The sequence below is a fragment of the Microbacterium testaceum genome, assembly GCF_006539145.1.
Taxonomy (GTDB): domain Bacteria; phylum Actinomycetota; class Actinomycetes; order Actinomycetales; family Microbacteriaceae; genus Microbacterium; species Microbacterium testaceum.
In genome coordinates this window covers 515,891-532,182 of record NZ_BJML01000001.1, presented here as the reverse complement: position 1 = coordinate 532,182, position 16,292 = coordinate 515,891, and the positions used below count along the sequence as shown (strand labels likewise).

14 protein-coding genes are annotated in these 16,292 nt (G+C 69.1%); 3 read left to right on the top strand and 11 right to left on the bottom strand.

The window, feature by feature from the left end; genetic code table 11:
* Positions 1 to 26: 26 nt before the first annotated feature.
* Positions 27 to 782 (top strand): MIP/aquaporin family protein, encoded by a 756-nt coding sequence (locus MTE01_RS02600; protein ID WP_103210285.1) that lies wholly within the window; start codon positions 27 to 29, stop codon positions 780 to 782.
* A gap of 88 nt (positions 783 to 870) precedes the next feature.
* Positions 871 to 2,382 (top strand): glycerol kinase GlpK, encoded by a 1,512-nt coding sequence (gene glpK, locus MTE01_RS02595; RefSeq protein ID WP_141375546.1) that lies wholly within the window; start codon positions 871 to 873, stop codon positions 2,380 to 2,382.
* A 153-nt stretch (positions 2,383 to 2,535) separates the two neighbouring features.
* Here the strand turns inward: glpK and MTE01_RS02590 are convergent, their stop codons facing one another.
* The 4 genes from MTE01_RS02590 to MTE01_RS02575 all read right to left on the bottom strand — a co-directional run bounded on the left by MTE01_RS02590 (position 2,536) and on the right by MTE01_RS02575 (position 8,120).
* Entirely contained in the window at positions 2,536 to 3,015 is a 480-nt protein-coding gene (locus tag MTE01_RS02590) for a hypothetical protein (protein ID WP_141375544.1), read from the bottom strand.
* A 47-nt stretch (positions 3,016 to 3,062) separates the two neighbouring features.
* The gene (locus tag MTE01_RS02585; RefSeq protein ID WP_103210280.1) at positions 3,063 to 3,533 is read right to left on the bottom strand and encodes an OsmC family protein; all 471 of its coding nucleotides are present in this window, start codon (positions 3,531 to 3,533) and stop codon (positions 3,063 to 3,065) included.
* Between the two features lie 94 nt (positions 3,534 to 3,627).
* Entirely contained in the window at positions 3,628 to 6,543 is a 2,916-nt protein-coding gene (locus MTE01_RS02580) for a LamG-like jellyroll fold domain-containing protein (protein ID WP_141375542.1), read from the bottom strand.
* A 26-nt stretch (positions 6,544 to 6,569) separates the two neighbouring features.
* Positions 6,570 to 8,120, bottom strand: coding sequence for an RICIN domain-containing protein (locus tag MTE01_RS02575; protein ID WP_141375540.1), 1,551 nt, complete (start codon positions 8,118 to 8,120; stop codon positions 6,570 to 6,572).
* Positions 8,121 to 8,420: 300 nt separating this feature from the next.
* Between MTE01_RS02575 and MTE01_RS02570 the strand changes: the two genes are divergently transcribed.
* The gene (locus MTE01_RS02570; RefSeq protein WP_174799629.1) at positions 8,421 to 9,404 is read left to right on the top strand and encodes an asparaginase; all 984 of its coding nucleotides are present in this window, start codon (positions 8,421 to 8,423) and stop codon (positions 9,402 to 9,404) included.
* A gap of 44 nt (positions 9,405 to 9,448) precedes the next feature.
* On the opposite strand, the gene MTE01_RS02565 is transcribed toward MTE01_RS02570, so the two are convergent.
* From MTE01_RS02565 to atpD, 7 genes are all read right to left on the bottom strand, one after another.
* Positions 9,449 to 10,981: an APC family permease gene (locus tag MTE01_RS02565; RefSeq protein WP_141375536.1), complete on the bottom strand. Its 1,533-nt coding sequence runs from the start codon at positions 10,979 to 10,981 to the stop codon at positions 9,449 to 9,451.
* 43 nt (positions 10,982 to 11,024) lie between these two features.
* Positions 11,025 to 11,798 carry a PP2C family protein-serine/threonine phosphatase gene (locus tag MTE01_RS02560; RefSeq protein ID WP_116238874.1) on the bottom strand — a complete coding sequence of 258 codons (774 nt, stop codon included), beginning with the start codon at positions 11,796 to 11,798 and terminating at the stop codon, positions 11,025 to 11,027.
* A 114-nt stretch (positions 11,799 to 11,912) separates the two neighbouring features.
* Positions 11,913 to 12,893, bottom strand: a complete 981-nt coding sequence (locus MTE01_RS02555; protein ID WP_141375534.1) for an aldo/keto reductase — start codon at positions 12,891 to 12,893, stop codon at positions 11,913 to 11,915.
* Positions 12,894 to 12,958: 65 nt separating this feature from the next.
* Entirely contained in the window at positions 12,959 to 13,648 is a 690-nt protein-coding gene (locus MTE01_RS02550; protein WP_116238430.1) for a large exoprotein, read from the bottom strand.
* Positions 13,649 to 13,748: 100 nt separating this feature from the next.
* Positions 13,749 to 14,498, bottom strand: coding sequence for a YaaA family protein (locus MTE01_RS02545; RefSeq protein ID WP_141375532.1), 750 nt, complete (start codon positions 14,496 to 14,498; stop codon positions 13,749 to 13,751).
* Positions 14,499 to 14,569: 71 nt separating this feature from the next.
* Positions 14,570 to 14,830, bottom strand: coding sequence for a F0F1 ATP synthase subunit epsilon (locus MTE01_RS02540; RefSeq protein WP_058597269.1), 261 nt, complete (start codon positions 14,828 to 14,830; stop codon positions 14,570 to 14,572).
* A 1-nt stretch (position 14,831) separates the two neighbouring features.
* Positions 14,832 to 16,280 carry a F0F1 ATP synthase subunit beta gene (atpD, locus tag MTE01_RS02535; RefSeq protein ID WP_103210262.1) on the bottom strand — a complete coding sequence of 483 codons (1,449 nt, stop codon included), beginning with the start codon at positions 16,278 to 16,280 and terminating at the stop codon, positions 14,832 to 14,834.
* Positions 16,281 to 16,292 lie beyond the last annotated feature (12 nt).

Below are 16,292 nucleotides of genomic sequence, written 5' to 3'. Positions count from 1 at the left end.
GCGACGAAAGAAAGGTCGATGACGACATGCAAGAAGTGAACCTGGGGCTGTACTTCCTCTCGGAGGTCGTCGGCACCGCGATGCTCATCCTGTTGGGCTGCGGCGTGGTCGCCAACGTGGCCCTCGCCAAGACCAAGGGCAACGCCGGCGGCACCCTGATGGTCAACTGGGGGTGGGGCCTGGCGGTCTTCGCCGGTGTCATCGTCTCCGCCTACTCCGGCGCTCAGCTGAACCCCGCCGTCTCGATCGGCCTCCTGGTCGCCGGCAAGATCTCCTTCGTCCAGTTCCTCGTGGCCGTGGCCGCGCAGATGGTCGGCGCCATCATCGGTGCCGTGCTCGCCTGGGCCTCGTACAAGCAGCACTTCGACGACGAGCCCGACCCGGCCGCCAAGCTCGGCGTGTTCTCTACGGGCCCCGCGATCCGCTCGTACGGCTTCAACTTCCTCACCGAGGTCATCGCCACGTTCGTCCTGGTGTTCGTGATCTTCGGCTTCGCCGACTACGGTGTGGCCAGCGTCGGCGTCCCCGCCGGTATCGGCGGTCTCTCGGCCGTTCCCGTGGCCCTGCTCGTCGTCGGCATCGGCGCCTCCCTCGGTGGCCCGACCGGATACGCCATCAACCCCGCCCGTGACCTCGGACCCCGCATCGCCCACGCGATCCTCCCCATCAAGGGCAAGGGTTCGAGCGACTGGGGCTACGCGTGGGTTCCCGTCGCCGGTCCCCTCGTCGGTGGCCTGCTCGCGGGTCTGCTGGCCCCCGTGCTCCTCGGTCTCGGCAAGTAATCACTCTTCGCGAGGGCGTCGCCCGACGCTCTCGCGCCCTCCTCCCTTCCGCTTCACCCATCACAGACACTGACAAAGGAGTCCATCCATGGCCGACTACGTCCTCGCCATCGACCAGGGCACGACCTCGACGCACGCGATGATCTTCGACAAGTCCGGGAGCGTCGTCTCCGTCGGACAGAAGGAGCACGAGCAGATCTTCCCGCGCGCGGGTTGGGTCGAACACGACCCCGCCGAGATCTGGCGCAACACCCAGGAGGTGATCGGCCTGGCCCTCAGCCGCGCCGACATCACCCGCCACGACATCGCCGCCGTCGGCATCACCAACCAGCGCGAAACCGCGGTGGTGTGGGACAAGAACACCGGAAAGCCGGTGTACAACGCCATCGTGTGGCAGGACACGCGCACGCAGTCGATCGTCGACCGCCTCGCCGACGGCGATCCGGAGCGCTACAAGAGCATCGTCGGCCTGCCGTTGGCGACCTACTTCTCGGGTACCAAGATCGTCTGGATCCTCGAGAACGTCGACGGAGCCCGCGAGAAGGCCGAGGCCGGAGACCTGCTGTTCGGAACCACCGACACCTGGGTGCTGTGGAACCTCACCGGCGGCATCGACGGCGGCGTGCACGCCACCGACGTCACCAACGCCAGCCGCACGTTGTTCATGGACCTCGAGACCCTCTCGTGGCGCGAGGACATCCTCGCCGACTTCGGCGTTCCCGCCTCCATGCTCCCCGAGATCCGCTCCTCCTCCGAGGTCTACGGCACCGTCGAGTCCTCGTCGCTTCTGCGCGAGACCCCGATCGCCGGCATCCTGGGCGACCAGCAGGCCGCGACCTTCGGCCAGGCGGCCTTCGACCCGGGCGAGAGCAAGAACACCTACGGCACGGGCAACTTCCTCATCTTCCAGACCGGTGAAGAGATCGTCCACTCCAAGAACGGCCTGCTGACCACCCTCGGCTACAAGCTGGGCGACCAGCCCGCCCGCTACGCGCTCGAGGGATCGATCGCCGTGACCGGCTCGCTCATCCAGTGGCTGCGCGACCAGCTCGGCATCATCTCCTCGGCCCCCGAGGTCGAGAAGCTCGCCGAGAGCGTCGACGACAACGGCGGCGTGTACTTCGTGCCGGCGTTCTCGGGCCTGTTCGCACCGTACTGGCGTCCTGACGCCCGCGGCGCAATCGTGGGCATGACCCGCTACGTCAACCGCGGTCACATCGCCCGCGCCGCGCTGGAGGCCACGGCCTTCCAGTCGCGTGAGGTGCTCGACGCCGTCAACGCCGACTCCGGCGTCGACCTGGCCGAGCTCAAGGTCGATGGCGGTATGACCGCCAACGACGCGCTCATGCAGTTCCAGGCCGACATCCTCGGCGTGCCGGTCGTGCGTCCGGTCGTCGCGGAGACCACCGCCCTCGGCGCCGCGTACGCGGCGGGCCTCGCGGTCGGTTTCTGGGACAACCTCGACGACCTGCGTGCCAACTGGCAGGAAGACAAGCGCTGGGAGCCCAACATGGACGACGGCGAGCGCGAGCGAGAACTGCGCCTGTGGAAGAAGGCCGTCACCAAGTCGATGGACTGGATCGACGACGACGTGCGCTGATCCCGCCCCTCTCGAACGACGGAACCCCGTCGGCCTCATGCCGGCGGGGTTCCGTCGTTCCCGCGGTTCTCGGGGCCGTGAGGTCCTGAGGCCGTCGCAGAGATCGCTCGCTCCCCCGACACGCCGGGTTCGCGGCACGCGGATGCCACCGACTCAGCGCTGCGGTTTGGGGTATGCGGCGCGTACGGCGTCGGACTGCAGGTAGTCCGAGACGCCGATGAGCAGGATCGCGAAGAGAATCTGCTCACTGACGACCCAGAACGGGTAGAGCCCCGGAATGGCGGCGAGGACGAGGGCGATGACCGGGAAGATGCGGCTGAACAGCTGCAGCCGACGGAACGCCCAGTACCAGCCGACGCGGGCACGCCAGAGGAAGTAGAACAGGGTCGTGGTGATGGCGAGCACCACGAGGCAGCGCATCCAGACGGCGAAGCCGACGTCGTCGCCGTTCATCGTCATGACGAGGGCGACGACGACCGTCGCGACACCGAGCACGAAACCGACCGCAAGCAGGAGCGTGATGGCGCGGAAGGCGCGGTGCACCTTCGGGTCGGTGGAGATGGCGACGCGGTGATCGGCCTGACGGCCCCCGGCGATCCGGTCGAGTCGGCGCAGGGCGGGTTCGAGCTGCATGCGCTCACTGTACGACGCCGCGGCATCCTCCCCGCGACGCTCGGCGCTCAGCCGACCGTGACCTCGGGTTCGTGTCGCACGGGAAAGTTGACGGAGTTGGCGATGAAGCACCATTCGCGCGCCTGCCGGTGGGCGGCGACCGCCGCCTCGATCATGGACTCCTCGGCCACGCGGACGCGGGGGCGCAGAACGACCTCGGTGAACGCTCCCCCGCTGTTGCCGTCCTCCTGCATCGTGCCGGTGGCGTCGTCCTCGTAACCGGTGACGACGACGCCGGTCGTGACGCACGCGTGCAGGTACGACAGCAGATGGCACTCGCTGAGCGCGGCGATCAGGAGTTCTTCGGGATTCCACTTGGCGGGGTCCCCGCGGAAGGGCTTGTCGGCGGATGCCGCGATCGCGGGCTTTCCGTCGACCTCGAGGGTCACGGCACGCTCGTAGTCGCGGTACCCGCTCGTGCCCGTCCCCAGGTCGCCGGTCCAGGTCGATCGCAGGCGGTAGTGATGCTCTCCGTTCATGTCCCCAGTCTGCCCGTCCGCGCCCGCGCGCGGGCCACTGGAGCGCGAAGATCCCCGCCCGGGCGAGCCGGACGGGGATCCTTTCGCGTCATCGTCAGGCGCGGCGGCGAACCCGTCGCAGCACCAGACCGAGCACGGCGAGCATCAGGGCGACGCCCGACAGAGCGGCCAGGATTCCCGAGGCCACACCGGTGGCCGCGAGATCGCCCCGACGCGGGGTCGACGGCTGCCCGCCGGCGCTCGCACCCGTGGTGCCCGCGGTCGCACCGCCACCGGCGCCCGCAGCCGGGTCGACGGTCACGACGGGACGAGCGACGCTCACGCGCGCCCAGCCCACCAGCTCACCCGTCGCGGTGTAGACGGCGAGACGGTGCTCGCCCGCGGGCACGCTCCCGGGAACCGTGAGCGAGATCGCACGGTTCGCCACGGTCGCCGTGCCCAGCCCCGTCGGCTGCGAGAAGAGGAACCCGTAGAGGTCCTTCCCCTCGAGACCGGCGGGCACGCCGACCGTCACCGTGTCTCCGGCGTGGAAGGTGCTCGGGGTGACGGTGACCGTCCCCTCCTTGTCGGTCGCCACCTTCTCGGGATCGGGAGTCCACGCGGCATCCACTCCCATCGTCACCGTCAGCTCGAGCGGCGACCCGACCCGCGTGCCGATGGACTGAGTGAACGACAGGGCGTGCGCGCCGACGCCTGCGACGGGCGTCTTCAGCGGCAACCGCCACGCGCCGTCGGCGCCGACGGCTGTCGAGCCCGCGTCGGCCCCGTCGACGCGGACCGCGACCTGCGCACCCACGACACCGCGCCCCTCGAGGGTCGGCACCGTCGCGGTCGAGGCCAGCACGCCCGACAACGGCGTGGTCACGGCGAAGGCCGAGGCGGTGGCGTCGAGGTCGGCGCGCTGGAAGAGGAACTGCTCGCGGGGCAGGGCGTGATCGACGATGCGGGTCTCACCCACGCACCCGTACCAGCCGTGCTCGGGCTCGGTGTTCCACAGCGACGCACCGATCACCCACGGCATGAGATCGGCGGCCATCATGCCGCCCACTCCCGAGGCGTTGCGCAGGACCGGCACGCCGTCGACGTACATGATCACCGTTCCCGCCGCGGGGTCGTCCACGATCGCGACATGGTGCCAGCTCCCGGGCATGATCTCTCCCGACCAGAGCGTGTACGAGTTCTTCGACGCGGTGTCCGCCGCCGAGAACTGGTACTCGCGCAGGTTCGAGATCCCCAGCCACGCCGCTCCCGCCCCCTCGTCGGACGAGTCGTTGATGCCGATCCAGCTACGCGCGCCGCCGCGGCTGATCGCGGCGCCCCAGCGGTTCGCGGCCTCGGTCCAGTCGGCATCCATCTGCAGGAAGGTCTCGAGGGTGTACCCCGACTGGGCGTTCAGATGCGCAGAGGTCGCCGGAGCGCCGTACTCGGTCGTGAGGAAGGCGAGGTTGTCGGGGCCGCTGGCGTTGCGATGCACGTCGCTGAAGCACACTGCGCCGCGGTCGGCGGAGTAGAACGGAACGTCCTTGTGGGTGACCGCGACGTCGTCGAGCTCGTCGGGGGCGTCGGTCTGTTCCAGCGGCAGACGGTACATCGGGCTCGACCCGGCGATGTCGGGGACGACGGTGTTCTCGTCGACCACACCCTCCTTCACGTCGCCGAAGCGCCAGTGCGCCACGGTCCCGGGCACGGCGAAGTAGTCCGAGGCGTCGCCCGCGGCGGCGAGCTTCTCCCCCGTCGACGATCCGGTCCATCCCCGCGACACGATGTCCTTCGCGGCGGCGGTGAGGTCGGAGCCATCGGCCTGGGCGGCCGAGGGCGCTCCCCACCCGAACCGCGAGCCGAAGTCCATCGCGAGCGAGAACTGCTGCCAGGTGCCGGTGAGCACGGGGGCGTCGGTCGAGGTCCGCGAGTTGGCGTGCTTCTTGCCCACCCACGGCGAGATGGTCGACACGTCGATGCTCCCGCCCGACAGGTCGAACTCGAACAGCGTCATGATGCCGTTCCCGCCGTCCGCGGCCATTTGGTAGTCGGTGAGCACCTCGTGCACGGGGTGCCCGAAGTCGTTCGTCAGCGTGCGCATGGTCGCGCCGTGGAAGTGCCCGTTCAGCGTCAGCACGATCTGGTCGTTCTTGCGGATGAGCTTGTCCCACAGCAGGTCGCCGTACCACCAGCTGGTCGGCGACACCTGGTCCTGGTCGATGCCGATGATCGCGTGCGACGACAGGATCACGGGCACGCCCTTGTTGGCATCCAGGATCCCCTGGGCCCAGGCGAAGGTGTCGTCCGAGGCGTTCCATCCCAGCGACAGCACGACCCAGTCGTGACCCTCGGCCGAGAAACGGTAGGCCGAGGAGTAACCGTTCTGGAAGGTTCCGAGCAGGGTCGAGCCGCCCTGGCGCTGCAGCGTCGAGGCGCCGAAGTTCGCGAGGTAGTTCGCGGCGTTGCCCTCCGAGGAGCGCGCCCCCTGGTCGGCCACGTCGTGGTTGCCGGGGATCACCGAGTACGGCACCTTGCCGTCTTCGAGGATCTTCATCGCCTTGGCCGCGGCGCTCCACTGGTCGCTCTTGCCCTGCTGGTCGACGACGTCACCCAGCTGCATCGCGAACGGGATGTTGAGGGTCTTCTTGTTGTCGACGACCCACTGGGTCTGCACCTCGAAGGGGTTGGTGCCGTACTGCGGCACGAACTGCGAGGCGCTGTAGCGCGAGTAGAACTGCGTGTCCGGCAGCACCGGCAGCAGGAAGCTCGAGCGTCCCGCCGACGAGGACGTCCCGGATGCCGAGACCGCCGCCGCCGTGGAGCCGGACGCCGCCGAGGTGCCCGGGGTCGACGCGGTCGCCGGTCCCGCCGCCGAGGAGGCGGCGGGCGCGCCGGGGGTCGAGGTCGAGGTCGTGGTGGAGGCGGCGAGCGCGACCGAGGCACCGCCGAAGGCGAGGCTCGAGACGGCGAGCGCGCCGACGACCATTCCGGCCGAGATGCCGCGTACCGAGCGGCGCAGACGAGGGAACATATCTCTTCTCATGTCGGGGGTGTCGTTCAGGAGACGGGGGTGAGCTGAGGACCGTAGGCCTCGATCTCGGACAGGGTCATCCAGGTGGACGAGGTCTTGTTCTTCACGAGCACGCGGAGCCCGGTCGCCAGGACCGGTCGGGACGCGGTGACCTCGAGACGCAGATCGGTCGAGGTGTTCGCGGCCGGCCAGGTCGTCGCGGACGGCAGGTTCGCCCACCCCCCGCGCGTGGTGCGGTACTGCACCGTGACCGAGCCGATGTTCTGCTTGCCGCCGATGTCGTACACGTTCACGCCGGTGATCTGTCGCGGCTGATCGAGGTAGAAGGTCACGCGGTTGGGGTTCACGCGGTTCGCGGCCCCGCCCGAGCGCCAGTCGGCGAAGCCCGTGGCGGTGCGGTTGCCGTCGGTCAGCGCGAAGGTCGTGGAGTCCTTGAACGACCAGTCCGGGTGCACTCCCGACTGGCGCAGGACGTTCACCTGTTGAGCCGCGGCGACCGTGACGACAAGGGTGGCCGAGAAGCCGAGTCCCGATACCGCGGGGACCCTGACGGTCCCCGGCGTCGAGAACGCGGCATCCGTCACCTTCGAGAAGTCCCACCGCACGGCAGCGGTCACGCTCTGCCCGGTGTCGCCGATGCGACGCTGGACCGTGCTCGGGGCGCGCATGGCGACCTCGGCCACCGTCGCGCCGGCGTAGGTGGTGAGCGAGGAGTCGGCGGCATCCGAGAGCGCGCCGACGGCGACGGATGCCGAGAGCGCGACGTCCTCACCGAAGAGGCCCTTCGCGGAGCCGGCGACCGACACCACTCCGGGGGTCAGCCACGTCGTCGCGGCGGGCATCGCCCACGTGATGGGCGACAGCGTGATCGTGCGGCCCCAGCCGTAGCGCCCGGTGAGGCTGCTCGGCAGCGCGGGGAGCACGCCCGGGGTCGTCACGACCGCGGGCGAGGTCACGGTCGGGGTGAGGGGGTGCACGCGCCACTGCTGCACCGCGGCGGAGGCGTTGAGGGTGTAGGTCTGCACCTCGGATCCGTCGGCGGTCTTCCAGTTGTAGAGGTCGAGAGCCGACTCCTTGCCGTCGCGATCGCGCTGCACGTTCACGAGGTTCACCGTGCCGTTGCCCGCGTCGCGCAGCTCCCACTGGGCGTAGGGGTCGGTGGCGGAGTCGGCGACGTCGGCCGTCTGCAGGTAGCGGAACGTCTCCTGATCGTTGCGCGAGCGGATGAGGACCCGGTCCTTCTGGTCGGCGATCAGGAAGGTGCGGGCCGAGCCGACGACAGGGTACAGACGCAGAGCCTGGGCGGAGAGCGTCCGGGGGTCGGCCTGCGCCATCGACGAGATCGAGGCGACGGCGGGGACGGTCGCTCCCGGTGCGCTCGAGACCTGCGCGTCGCCGGCCCCGATCTGGAGCACCTTGCCGCTCGCGTGGACGCTTTCGACGAGGACGAGTTGCGCGGCCCCGACGGCGTTGGCCGGGGCCGTGGCCGCAACAGCGGGGGGAGCGGATGCCAGCAGGCTCGCGGCGGCCACGAGGGTCGCGGCCGCGCGGAGCAGTCGCGATCGGGTGGGGGTCATGGGTGACGGGTCCTTCCGGGTGCGTACGCTCCCCCGCGGCGCGCGGACGGGTGCCGCGGAGAGTCGGCGCTCGTGGGCGGCGGGAGCAGACGACTCGAAGCTGTGGGGAGCGGCCCGCGGAAGCGGGCGACCCGACTGTAGGCAGCGCCCCCTCCGGACGCGGGTCCGAATCGGGTCGCTCCGATGAACGAGACCCGTCCTGTTCTGGTCGCGATCCCGGTCGGTTCTCCCCTCGCCGAGGTCCTCTCACGCGCCGTCGCGCGCCCGGGGGCGGAGGGGGCCCGGGGATACGATGGGGGGATGCCCGCAACGCCTCCCGCCTCCGTCGAGCTCGCCGTCGTGGACCGCAACGGCTTCGTCGAATCCCGTCACTACGGCGTCGCCGTGGTCCTCGCCCCCGACGGATCCGAGAAGCTCACCCTCGGCGAGGCGAGCGCCCTCTTCCTCCCCCGCTCGAGCATGAAGCCGCTCCAGGCCCTGGCGTGCCTCTCGGCCGGGGCCGATCTGGCCGGCGAACGTCTCGCGATCTCGATGGCGAGCCACGCGGGCACCGAGCGCCACGCCGAGGTGGCCCGCGGCATCCTGCAGTCCTCCGGCCTCACCGAGGACGACCTGGGCTGCCCCGCCGCGTGGCCGACCGACACCGCCTCGCGCGACGACATGGTGCGCGACCACGCCTCCCCCTCGCCGCTGCGCATGAACTGTTCGGGCAAGCACGCCGCGATGCTCGCGACCTGCGTGGCCAACGGCTGGAGCACGAGCGACTACCTCGACCCCCAGCATCCGCTCCAGGCCCACATCCGCGAGGTCGTCGAGCGTCTTGTCGGCGAGCGCACGACCACCACCGCCATCGACGGCTGCGGCGCGCCCGTCTACGCCATGAGCCTCGTCGGGCTCGCACGGGCCATCCAGCGCATCGCGACCTCGTCGGAACGCTCCCCCTTCGCCCTGCACCGGAGCGCCGGCACACTCGTGCGCGCGGTGAAGGAGAACCCCTGGACCATCGACGGGCCCGGGCGACCCGACACGGTCGTCATCGAGCGACTCGGCGTCTTCTCGAAGATGGGCGCCGAGGGCGTGCAGGTCATGACCGCTCCCGACGGCACGACGGTCGCCCTCAAGATGCTCGACGGCTCCAACCGTGCCGGCCACGTCGTCGCCCTGCGTCTGCTCGAGCGGGTCGGAGCCCTGAGCGCGCAGGAGGTCGACGACACTGTCGCGCAGCTCTCGCTGTCGGTGCTCGGCGGCGGTCGCGAGGTCGGGTCCATCCGCTCCGCGGTCTGACGCCTCGAGAACGGCTCTCCCGGCTGATCCGAGACCGTCTCCGCTCAGATACCCCCGTCGACCGAGCGCGGGTGCGCGATCGGCTCGTCCGGCACGAGCACCTCGGTCTCGCGATTGAGGCTCTCGCCCCGGAAGAACGGCTGGGAGCCGGGGAACAGGAACCACAGCACCATCAGCACGACACCGATCGCGAGCGATCCGATGCCGACCACGAACGTGCCGCCGATCCCCAGCAGGACGGTGTTGCCGTACTCCGGGTCGTACATGTCGATCGCCGACTGCACGAAGGCGAACGTCAGCATGAGCGCACCGAGCAGGGGCAGGATGCCGCGGTACACGAGGTTCTTCGCCGACGAGAACAGCTGCCGACGGTAGTACCAGACGCAGGCGTACCCGGTCATGGAGTAGTAGAAGGCGATCGCGAGCCCGAGAGACAGGATCGAATCCTGCAGGATGTTGTCGCTGATGATCGTCATGCCCACGTAGTAGACGCTCGCGACGATGCCCATGACGAGGGTCGAGAACGACGGCGTGCGGTAGCGCGGGTGCACCGTCTGGAAGCGGCGCGGCAGCGCCTTGTACGCCGCCATCGCGAGCGTTCCCCGCGCGGTGGGCAGGATGGTCGTCTGCGTCGACGAGACCGCCGAGATGAGCACGGCGACGATGAGCACCCACCCGAACGGACCGAACAGTCCGTCCTTGAGCGCGAGGAACACGTCGTCGGCGTTCGCGGGGTTCGCCAGGCCCGCGCCGTCCTCGCCGACGCCGGCGTACATCATCGCCGCGACCGTCACCGTCACGTACGTACCGAGCAGGATCACAGTCGTCAGCAGCGCCGCACGGCCCGGAATGCGCTTCGGGTCCTTCGTCTCCTCGTTCAGGGCCAGACAGGTGTCCCACCCCCAGTAGATGAACAGCGCCAACAGGACCGCCTCGGTGAAGCCGCTCCAGTCGGTGAAGCCGAAGGGGTTGAACCACGCGAGGTCGAACGGGGTGGGGTTGGGGGCGGTCCCGTCGAAGAACTTCCACAGCGCCAGGACCACGAAGAGCGCGAGCACGAGGTACTGCGCCGCGAGAAGGATGTTCTGGATGCGCTCGCCGATCTCCACCCCGCGGTAGCTGACGTAGGTCATCGCCGCGATGAAGGCGACGCCCGTCGCGGTGACGAGCGGGACGTTCTCGGCGAGGGAGCCGTCGCCGATGAGCGACCACAGGTAGATGCCCGCGATCTGGGAGAGATTGGCGAGCACGACCATTCCGGCCACCGCGACGCCCCAGCCGCCCATCCACCCGACCCACGGCCCGAAGGCCTTCGTACCCCAGGTGAACGTCGTGCCGCAGTCGGGCACCTCGTTGTTGAGCTCGCGATAAGCGAAGGCGATGAAGAGCATCGGGACGAACGCCAGGACGAAGGCGATCGGCGCCGAGGCTCCCACGGCGAGAACCACGAAGCCGAGGGTGGCCACGAGGGAATACACCGGGGCGGTGGATGCCAGACCGATCACGGTCGAGCCCCAGAGGCCCAGGGTGCCGGTGGCCAGGCCCTTGCCGGCCGTCCGTTCGGGTGCGGAGGTCATATGCCGAACGTAGAATCCGCGGGTCTCCGCGGTCAAGATGAATTTAGGCGGACCGACGGATGACGTCGAGCACGACGATCGAGATGTTGTCTCGTCCACCGTTTTCGAGCGCGGCGGCCATCATCGCCTCGACGGCGGCGGCCGGATTCGCGTTCGCCTCGAGGAAGTGGCGAATGCCGAAGTCGGTGAGCTCTTTGGTCAGACCGTCGGAGCAGATCACGAAGCGGTCGCCGTCGAGCACGTCGAGGCGCAGGTAATCGGGCTTGACGCTGTCGCTCGGACCGACGGCGCGCGTGATGACGTTCCCGTAGGGGTGATTCTCCGCCTCTTCGGGACTCAGGCGGCCTGCCGCGATCAGCTCCTGAACGACCGAGTGATCGGTCGTCACCTGGACGATCTCGCCGTCGCGAAGGAGGTACACGCGCGAGTCGCCGATGTTGAGCGTCACCCAGTGGGGCTCGTCCGTCTGGGTCTCGAGATAGACGCCCGTGAGCGTGGTCCCCGTGCCCTCGTCGGTCGTCTCGGGGTGGGCCACGATGTCTTTGACCGCGCGGGACAGGGCCTTTTCGATGTTCTTGGTCGAGACGGGGCCGGTCGCGACGACCGCGCGAAGGCGTTCGACGGTACTGGCGCTGGCGATCTCACCGCCGAGGTGTCCGCCCATGCCGTCTGCGACGACGAACAGCGGGTAGTCGGCGAGGACGGCATCCTGATTCACCTCGCGGCGACGTCCGACCTCGGTGCTCGCCGCCCACGACAGTTCGAGAACGGTCTCGCCGAGCGGGACGGTACGCGTGTGGGTGGTCACCTCGGGCACGAACAATCCTCCGGTTGGCCGACAGCGCCGGCGGATCCGCACGGCCCTGTCATCTTAGTCGACGCTCGCCGCCGATCCGCGTACGCGCCGCACGTGCACATGACATCCATGTCGTCACCCCGCGGCAGGATCGGCGGGCAACGGCAGGATGCCGTCGATCTCGGCGAGGTCCTCCGCGCTGGGCGTCCAGGCGGTCGCCGCCGCGGCGTTGGCGCGGATCTGCTCGGGGCTCGTCGCCCCGGCGATCACACTCGCGACGACGGGGTTGGCCAGGAACCAGCCGAAAGTCGCTTCGAGCATGGTGATGCCGCGCGCGTCGCAGAAAGCCTGGTAGATCTCGAGCGCGTCCCAGGGAGCCTCACGCCACAGGTGCGGCCTCTGGCGCATGATGCGGCTCCCCTCGGGTCCGCCGTCACGCGTGAACTTCCCGGTGAGCAATCCGTTGTGCAGGGGGAAGAAGGGCAGAAGCCCCAAGCCGTAGCGCTCGGACGCGGGGAGGATCTCCCGCTCCGCGGCCCGCGCGAGCAAGCTGTACTGGTTCTGCGCCGACACGAATCGCACTCCCGTCGCCGCGTGCTCGGCCTCGGCGATCTGCCATCCCGCGAAGTTCGAGTGTCCGACGTAGCGGACCTTGCCCTCGCGCACGAGGTCGCTCAGCGCGTCGAGCGTCTCCTCGATGGGCGTCCCCGGGTCGGGTGTGTGCAGTTGGTAGAGGTCGATCCAGTCCGTCCGAAGGCGACGGAGCGAGTCTTCGACGGCGCGCCGCACGTGCGCCCTCGAGCCCTTCGCCCCTCCCGGGACCGCGGGAGCGAAGTCGGCGTGCCCGAACTTCGTCGCGAGGACGACCTGGTCGCGGCGCCCCTTCAACGCCTCGCCCATCAGGCGCTCCGACAGGCCGAACTCTCTCCCGTACATGTCGGCGGTGTCGAGGAAGGTCACTCCCGCGTCGATGGCGGCGTCAAGCACCGCCCGCGTGCCCTGGATCGTTTCGGTCGCCGTGCCGGCGCGCCCGAAGTTGTTGCATCCGAGACCCACCGCGGAGACACGGAGTCCGGAACGGCCGACGGCACGAAGAGGAAGCGCAGGGGACGTCATCCCTCCACGCTATCGCCGGGAACGACGAAGGGCTCCCCGCGGTGGCGGAGAGCCCTTCGATGAGGTCAGAGCTGGGGGCCGGTCGGCGGCGCCGGGGGCGGCGGAGTCGTACCCGTCGCGGGAGGCGGCGGGGTCGTGCCGGTCGCCGGCGGGCTGTACGGCTGCTGCGCCGGGGGCGCTCCGTAGCCGGGGCCGGCGTAGCCGCCACCGTTACCGGCGACGGGCTGGCTCGGCTGGACCGGGATGCCGTTCCACACCGTCTTGTCGGCGAGGAAAGAGTTGGCCCACGGGGCGGGAGCGATCGCGGGGTTCCAGCGGTTGTTGCTGAACGCGATGACGGCAAGCCAGATGAGTGCACCGATACCGGGGATCAGCCACAGCAGCAGCAGCGGCCAGTCCTTGCCGAGCTTCAGACCGATGCGGTAGGAGTACATCACAGCGACCGCGAGGATCGCGAGGCTGAAGATCGGGCCGATGACCGGGATGTTCGACAGCACGCTCGAGGCGACCGCGACGATCAGGACCACCCACGGCGAGACATCGCCGAGCTTCGCGGCCACGAGGCCGTTGTACACCGGAACCCAGGCGCGCCACTTGCCCTGCACGCCCGCCTTCTCGAAGATCTTCATGTAGAGGAACGACGAGATCACGTACGCCGCGACGGCGAGGATGAAGAGGATCGGGATCAGGACGAGCAAGACTGCGGCGAGAGCGGCGGCGCCGCTTCCGTCGTCGTAGTAATAGGAGTCACTCATGCGAGTTCCTTTCCAAGCGAGTGCGCGAGGAGCATCCGTGCGCCCCCCGCGTGTCACATGCTAGCGAACCTGAGTCTTTCCTGACAGGGGCACTCGGATGTCATACAATCAGCGCCACCTCGCCAGGGCCGCCGGCGCGGAGCGTCCACCCCGCGCCCTGCGCCCAGGCGTGGAGATCGTCAAGAGACCCGATCCGCGCGGCCTGCGACGCCAGCGCCCGTACGAGCTCGCCCTTCGCGTGCTTGTTGAAATGGTTCAGCGCGCGAGCCTCACCCCCCGAGTCCTCGCTCATGACGCGGACGTACGCTGAGGGGACCCCGGCGGGCAGAGGACCGAGGGCGGCGTACGCCTCCGAGCGCAGGTCGACGACGAAATCCGGCCGGAGCTCCTCCCACGCCTCGCTCACGGCACCTGCCCAGATGCGTCGCAGCGACGGGATGCCGGGCACGGACGTGCCCGCCGCAAGGCGGTAGGCCGGGATGCCATCCAGCGCCGCGACGGGCCCGAGGGGCGCGGAGTGGATCATGACGTGATCGCCGAGCCAGGAGCGTGCCGGGGCCTCCAGGCTTCCCGCGTCGAGAGCGTCGAAGAGGACACCGGTGTAGCGATCGATCGCCGGCAGGGTCGGCGAGGTCCGGAGGGCCGCGTTGTCAGCGACCTCGTGCCGGCGCTTCGCGCTGATCTTGAGCACCCGCGCGGCTTCCTCCTCATCGGAGGAGAGAGCGATGAGCGCATCGACGACCGACTCGCGCGCAGAGCGCAGCGACGGCAGGGCGAGCCCGTCGAAGTCGAGGGGAGCACCTTCGCCGCCGGGACGCTTGGTCTCGGAGGGAGGAAGCAGGACGAGCATGGATTCTCCGTGGGAAAGACGATGCGCGCCGCCCGGAGACCGGGCGGCGCGCATCGAATGAAGAGAAGACGTCAGGAGACGAGTGCGGCGTTTCCGGCGACGATCGTGAGTTCATCGTTCGCCATCGACAGGAAGCCGTCCTCGGCGTTGGCGAGGATCTTCGAGCCGTCGGTGCGGGTGATGCGCACCTCGCCCTGGGCGAGGATCGCGAGCACGGGCTCATGCCCCTGCATGAAGCCGATCTCACCCTCGACGGTCTTGGCCACGACGAGCGAGGCCTCCCCCGTCCACACCTCGGCGTCGGCCGACACCAGGCTCACGCGCAACGACATGTCAGCCGTTCTCCTTCTGGATCTGCGCCCACTTGGCCTCGACGTCGGAGATGCCGCCGACGTTGAAGAACGCCTGCTCGGCGACGTGGTCGAAGTCGCCCTTGACGATCGCGTCGAACGACTCGATGGTCTCCTTGATCGGGACCGTGGAGCCCTCGACACCGGTGAACTTCTTGGCCATGTAGGTGTTCTGCGAGAGGAACTGCTGAATACGGCGTGCGCGCGACACGACGATCTTGTCCTCTTCCGAGAGCTCGTCGACACCGAGGATCGCGATGATCTCCTGCAGTTCCTTGTTCTTCTGCAGAATCTGCTTCACGCTGGTGGCCACGCGGTAGTGGTCGGCACCGATGTAGCGCGGGTCGAGGATGCGGCTCGTCGACGTCAGCGGGTCGATGGCGGGGTACAGACCCTTCGACGCGATCTCGCGCGAGAGCTCGGTGGTCGCGTCGAGGTGCGCGAACGTGGTCGCCGGAGCCGGGTCGGTGTAGTCGTCGGCGGGGACGTAGATCGCCTGCAGCGAGGTGATCGAGTGACCACGCGTCGAGGTGATGCGCTCCTGGAGCACGCCCATCTCGTCGGCGAGGTTCGGCTGGTAGCCCACGGCGGAGGGCATACGGCCGAGCAGCGTCGAGACCTCGGAACCCGCCTGCGTGAAGCGGAAGATGTTGTCGATGAACAACAGCACGTCCTGCTTCTGGACATCGCGGAAGTACTCCGCCATCGTCAGGGCCGACAGCGCGACGCGCAGACGCGTTCCCGGCGGCTCGTCCATCTGACCGAAGACGAGGGCGGTCTTGTCGAAGACGCCCGCCTCTTCCATCTCACCGATGAGGTCGTTGCCCTCACGGGTGCGCTCGCCGACACCGGCGAACACCGAGACACCACCGTGGTCCTGCGCGACGCGCTGGATCATCTCCTGGATGAGGACGGTCTTGCCGACGCCGGCACCACCGAAGAGGCCGATCTTTCCACCCTGGACGTACGGGGTGAGGAGGTCGATCGACTTGATGCCGGTCTCGAACATCTCGGTCTTGGACTCGAGCTGGTCGAAGCTCGGCGCCTTGCGGTGGATGCCCCAACGCTCGGTGATCTCGACCTGCTCACCGGGAGCGGCGTTGAGCACCTCACCGGTGACGTCGAAGACCTTGCCCTTGGTGACATCGCCGACGGGCACCGAGATGGGGCCGCCGGTGTTGCGCACTTCCTGGCCGCGGACGATGCCGTCGGTGGGCTTGAGGGCGATCGCGCGGACAAGGTCGTCACCCAGGTGCTGAGCGACCTCGAGGGTGATCTCGGTCGACTCGTCACCGATGGTGATCGTGGTCTTCAGCGCGTTGTAGATCTCGGGGATCGCGTCATGCGGGAACTCGATGTCGACGACCGGGCCGGTGACTCGCGCGACGCGTCCGACGACGGCCGCGTCGGTCTTCTCGGCGGTGAGGCTCATGGCTTCTTCTCT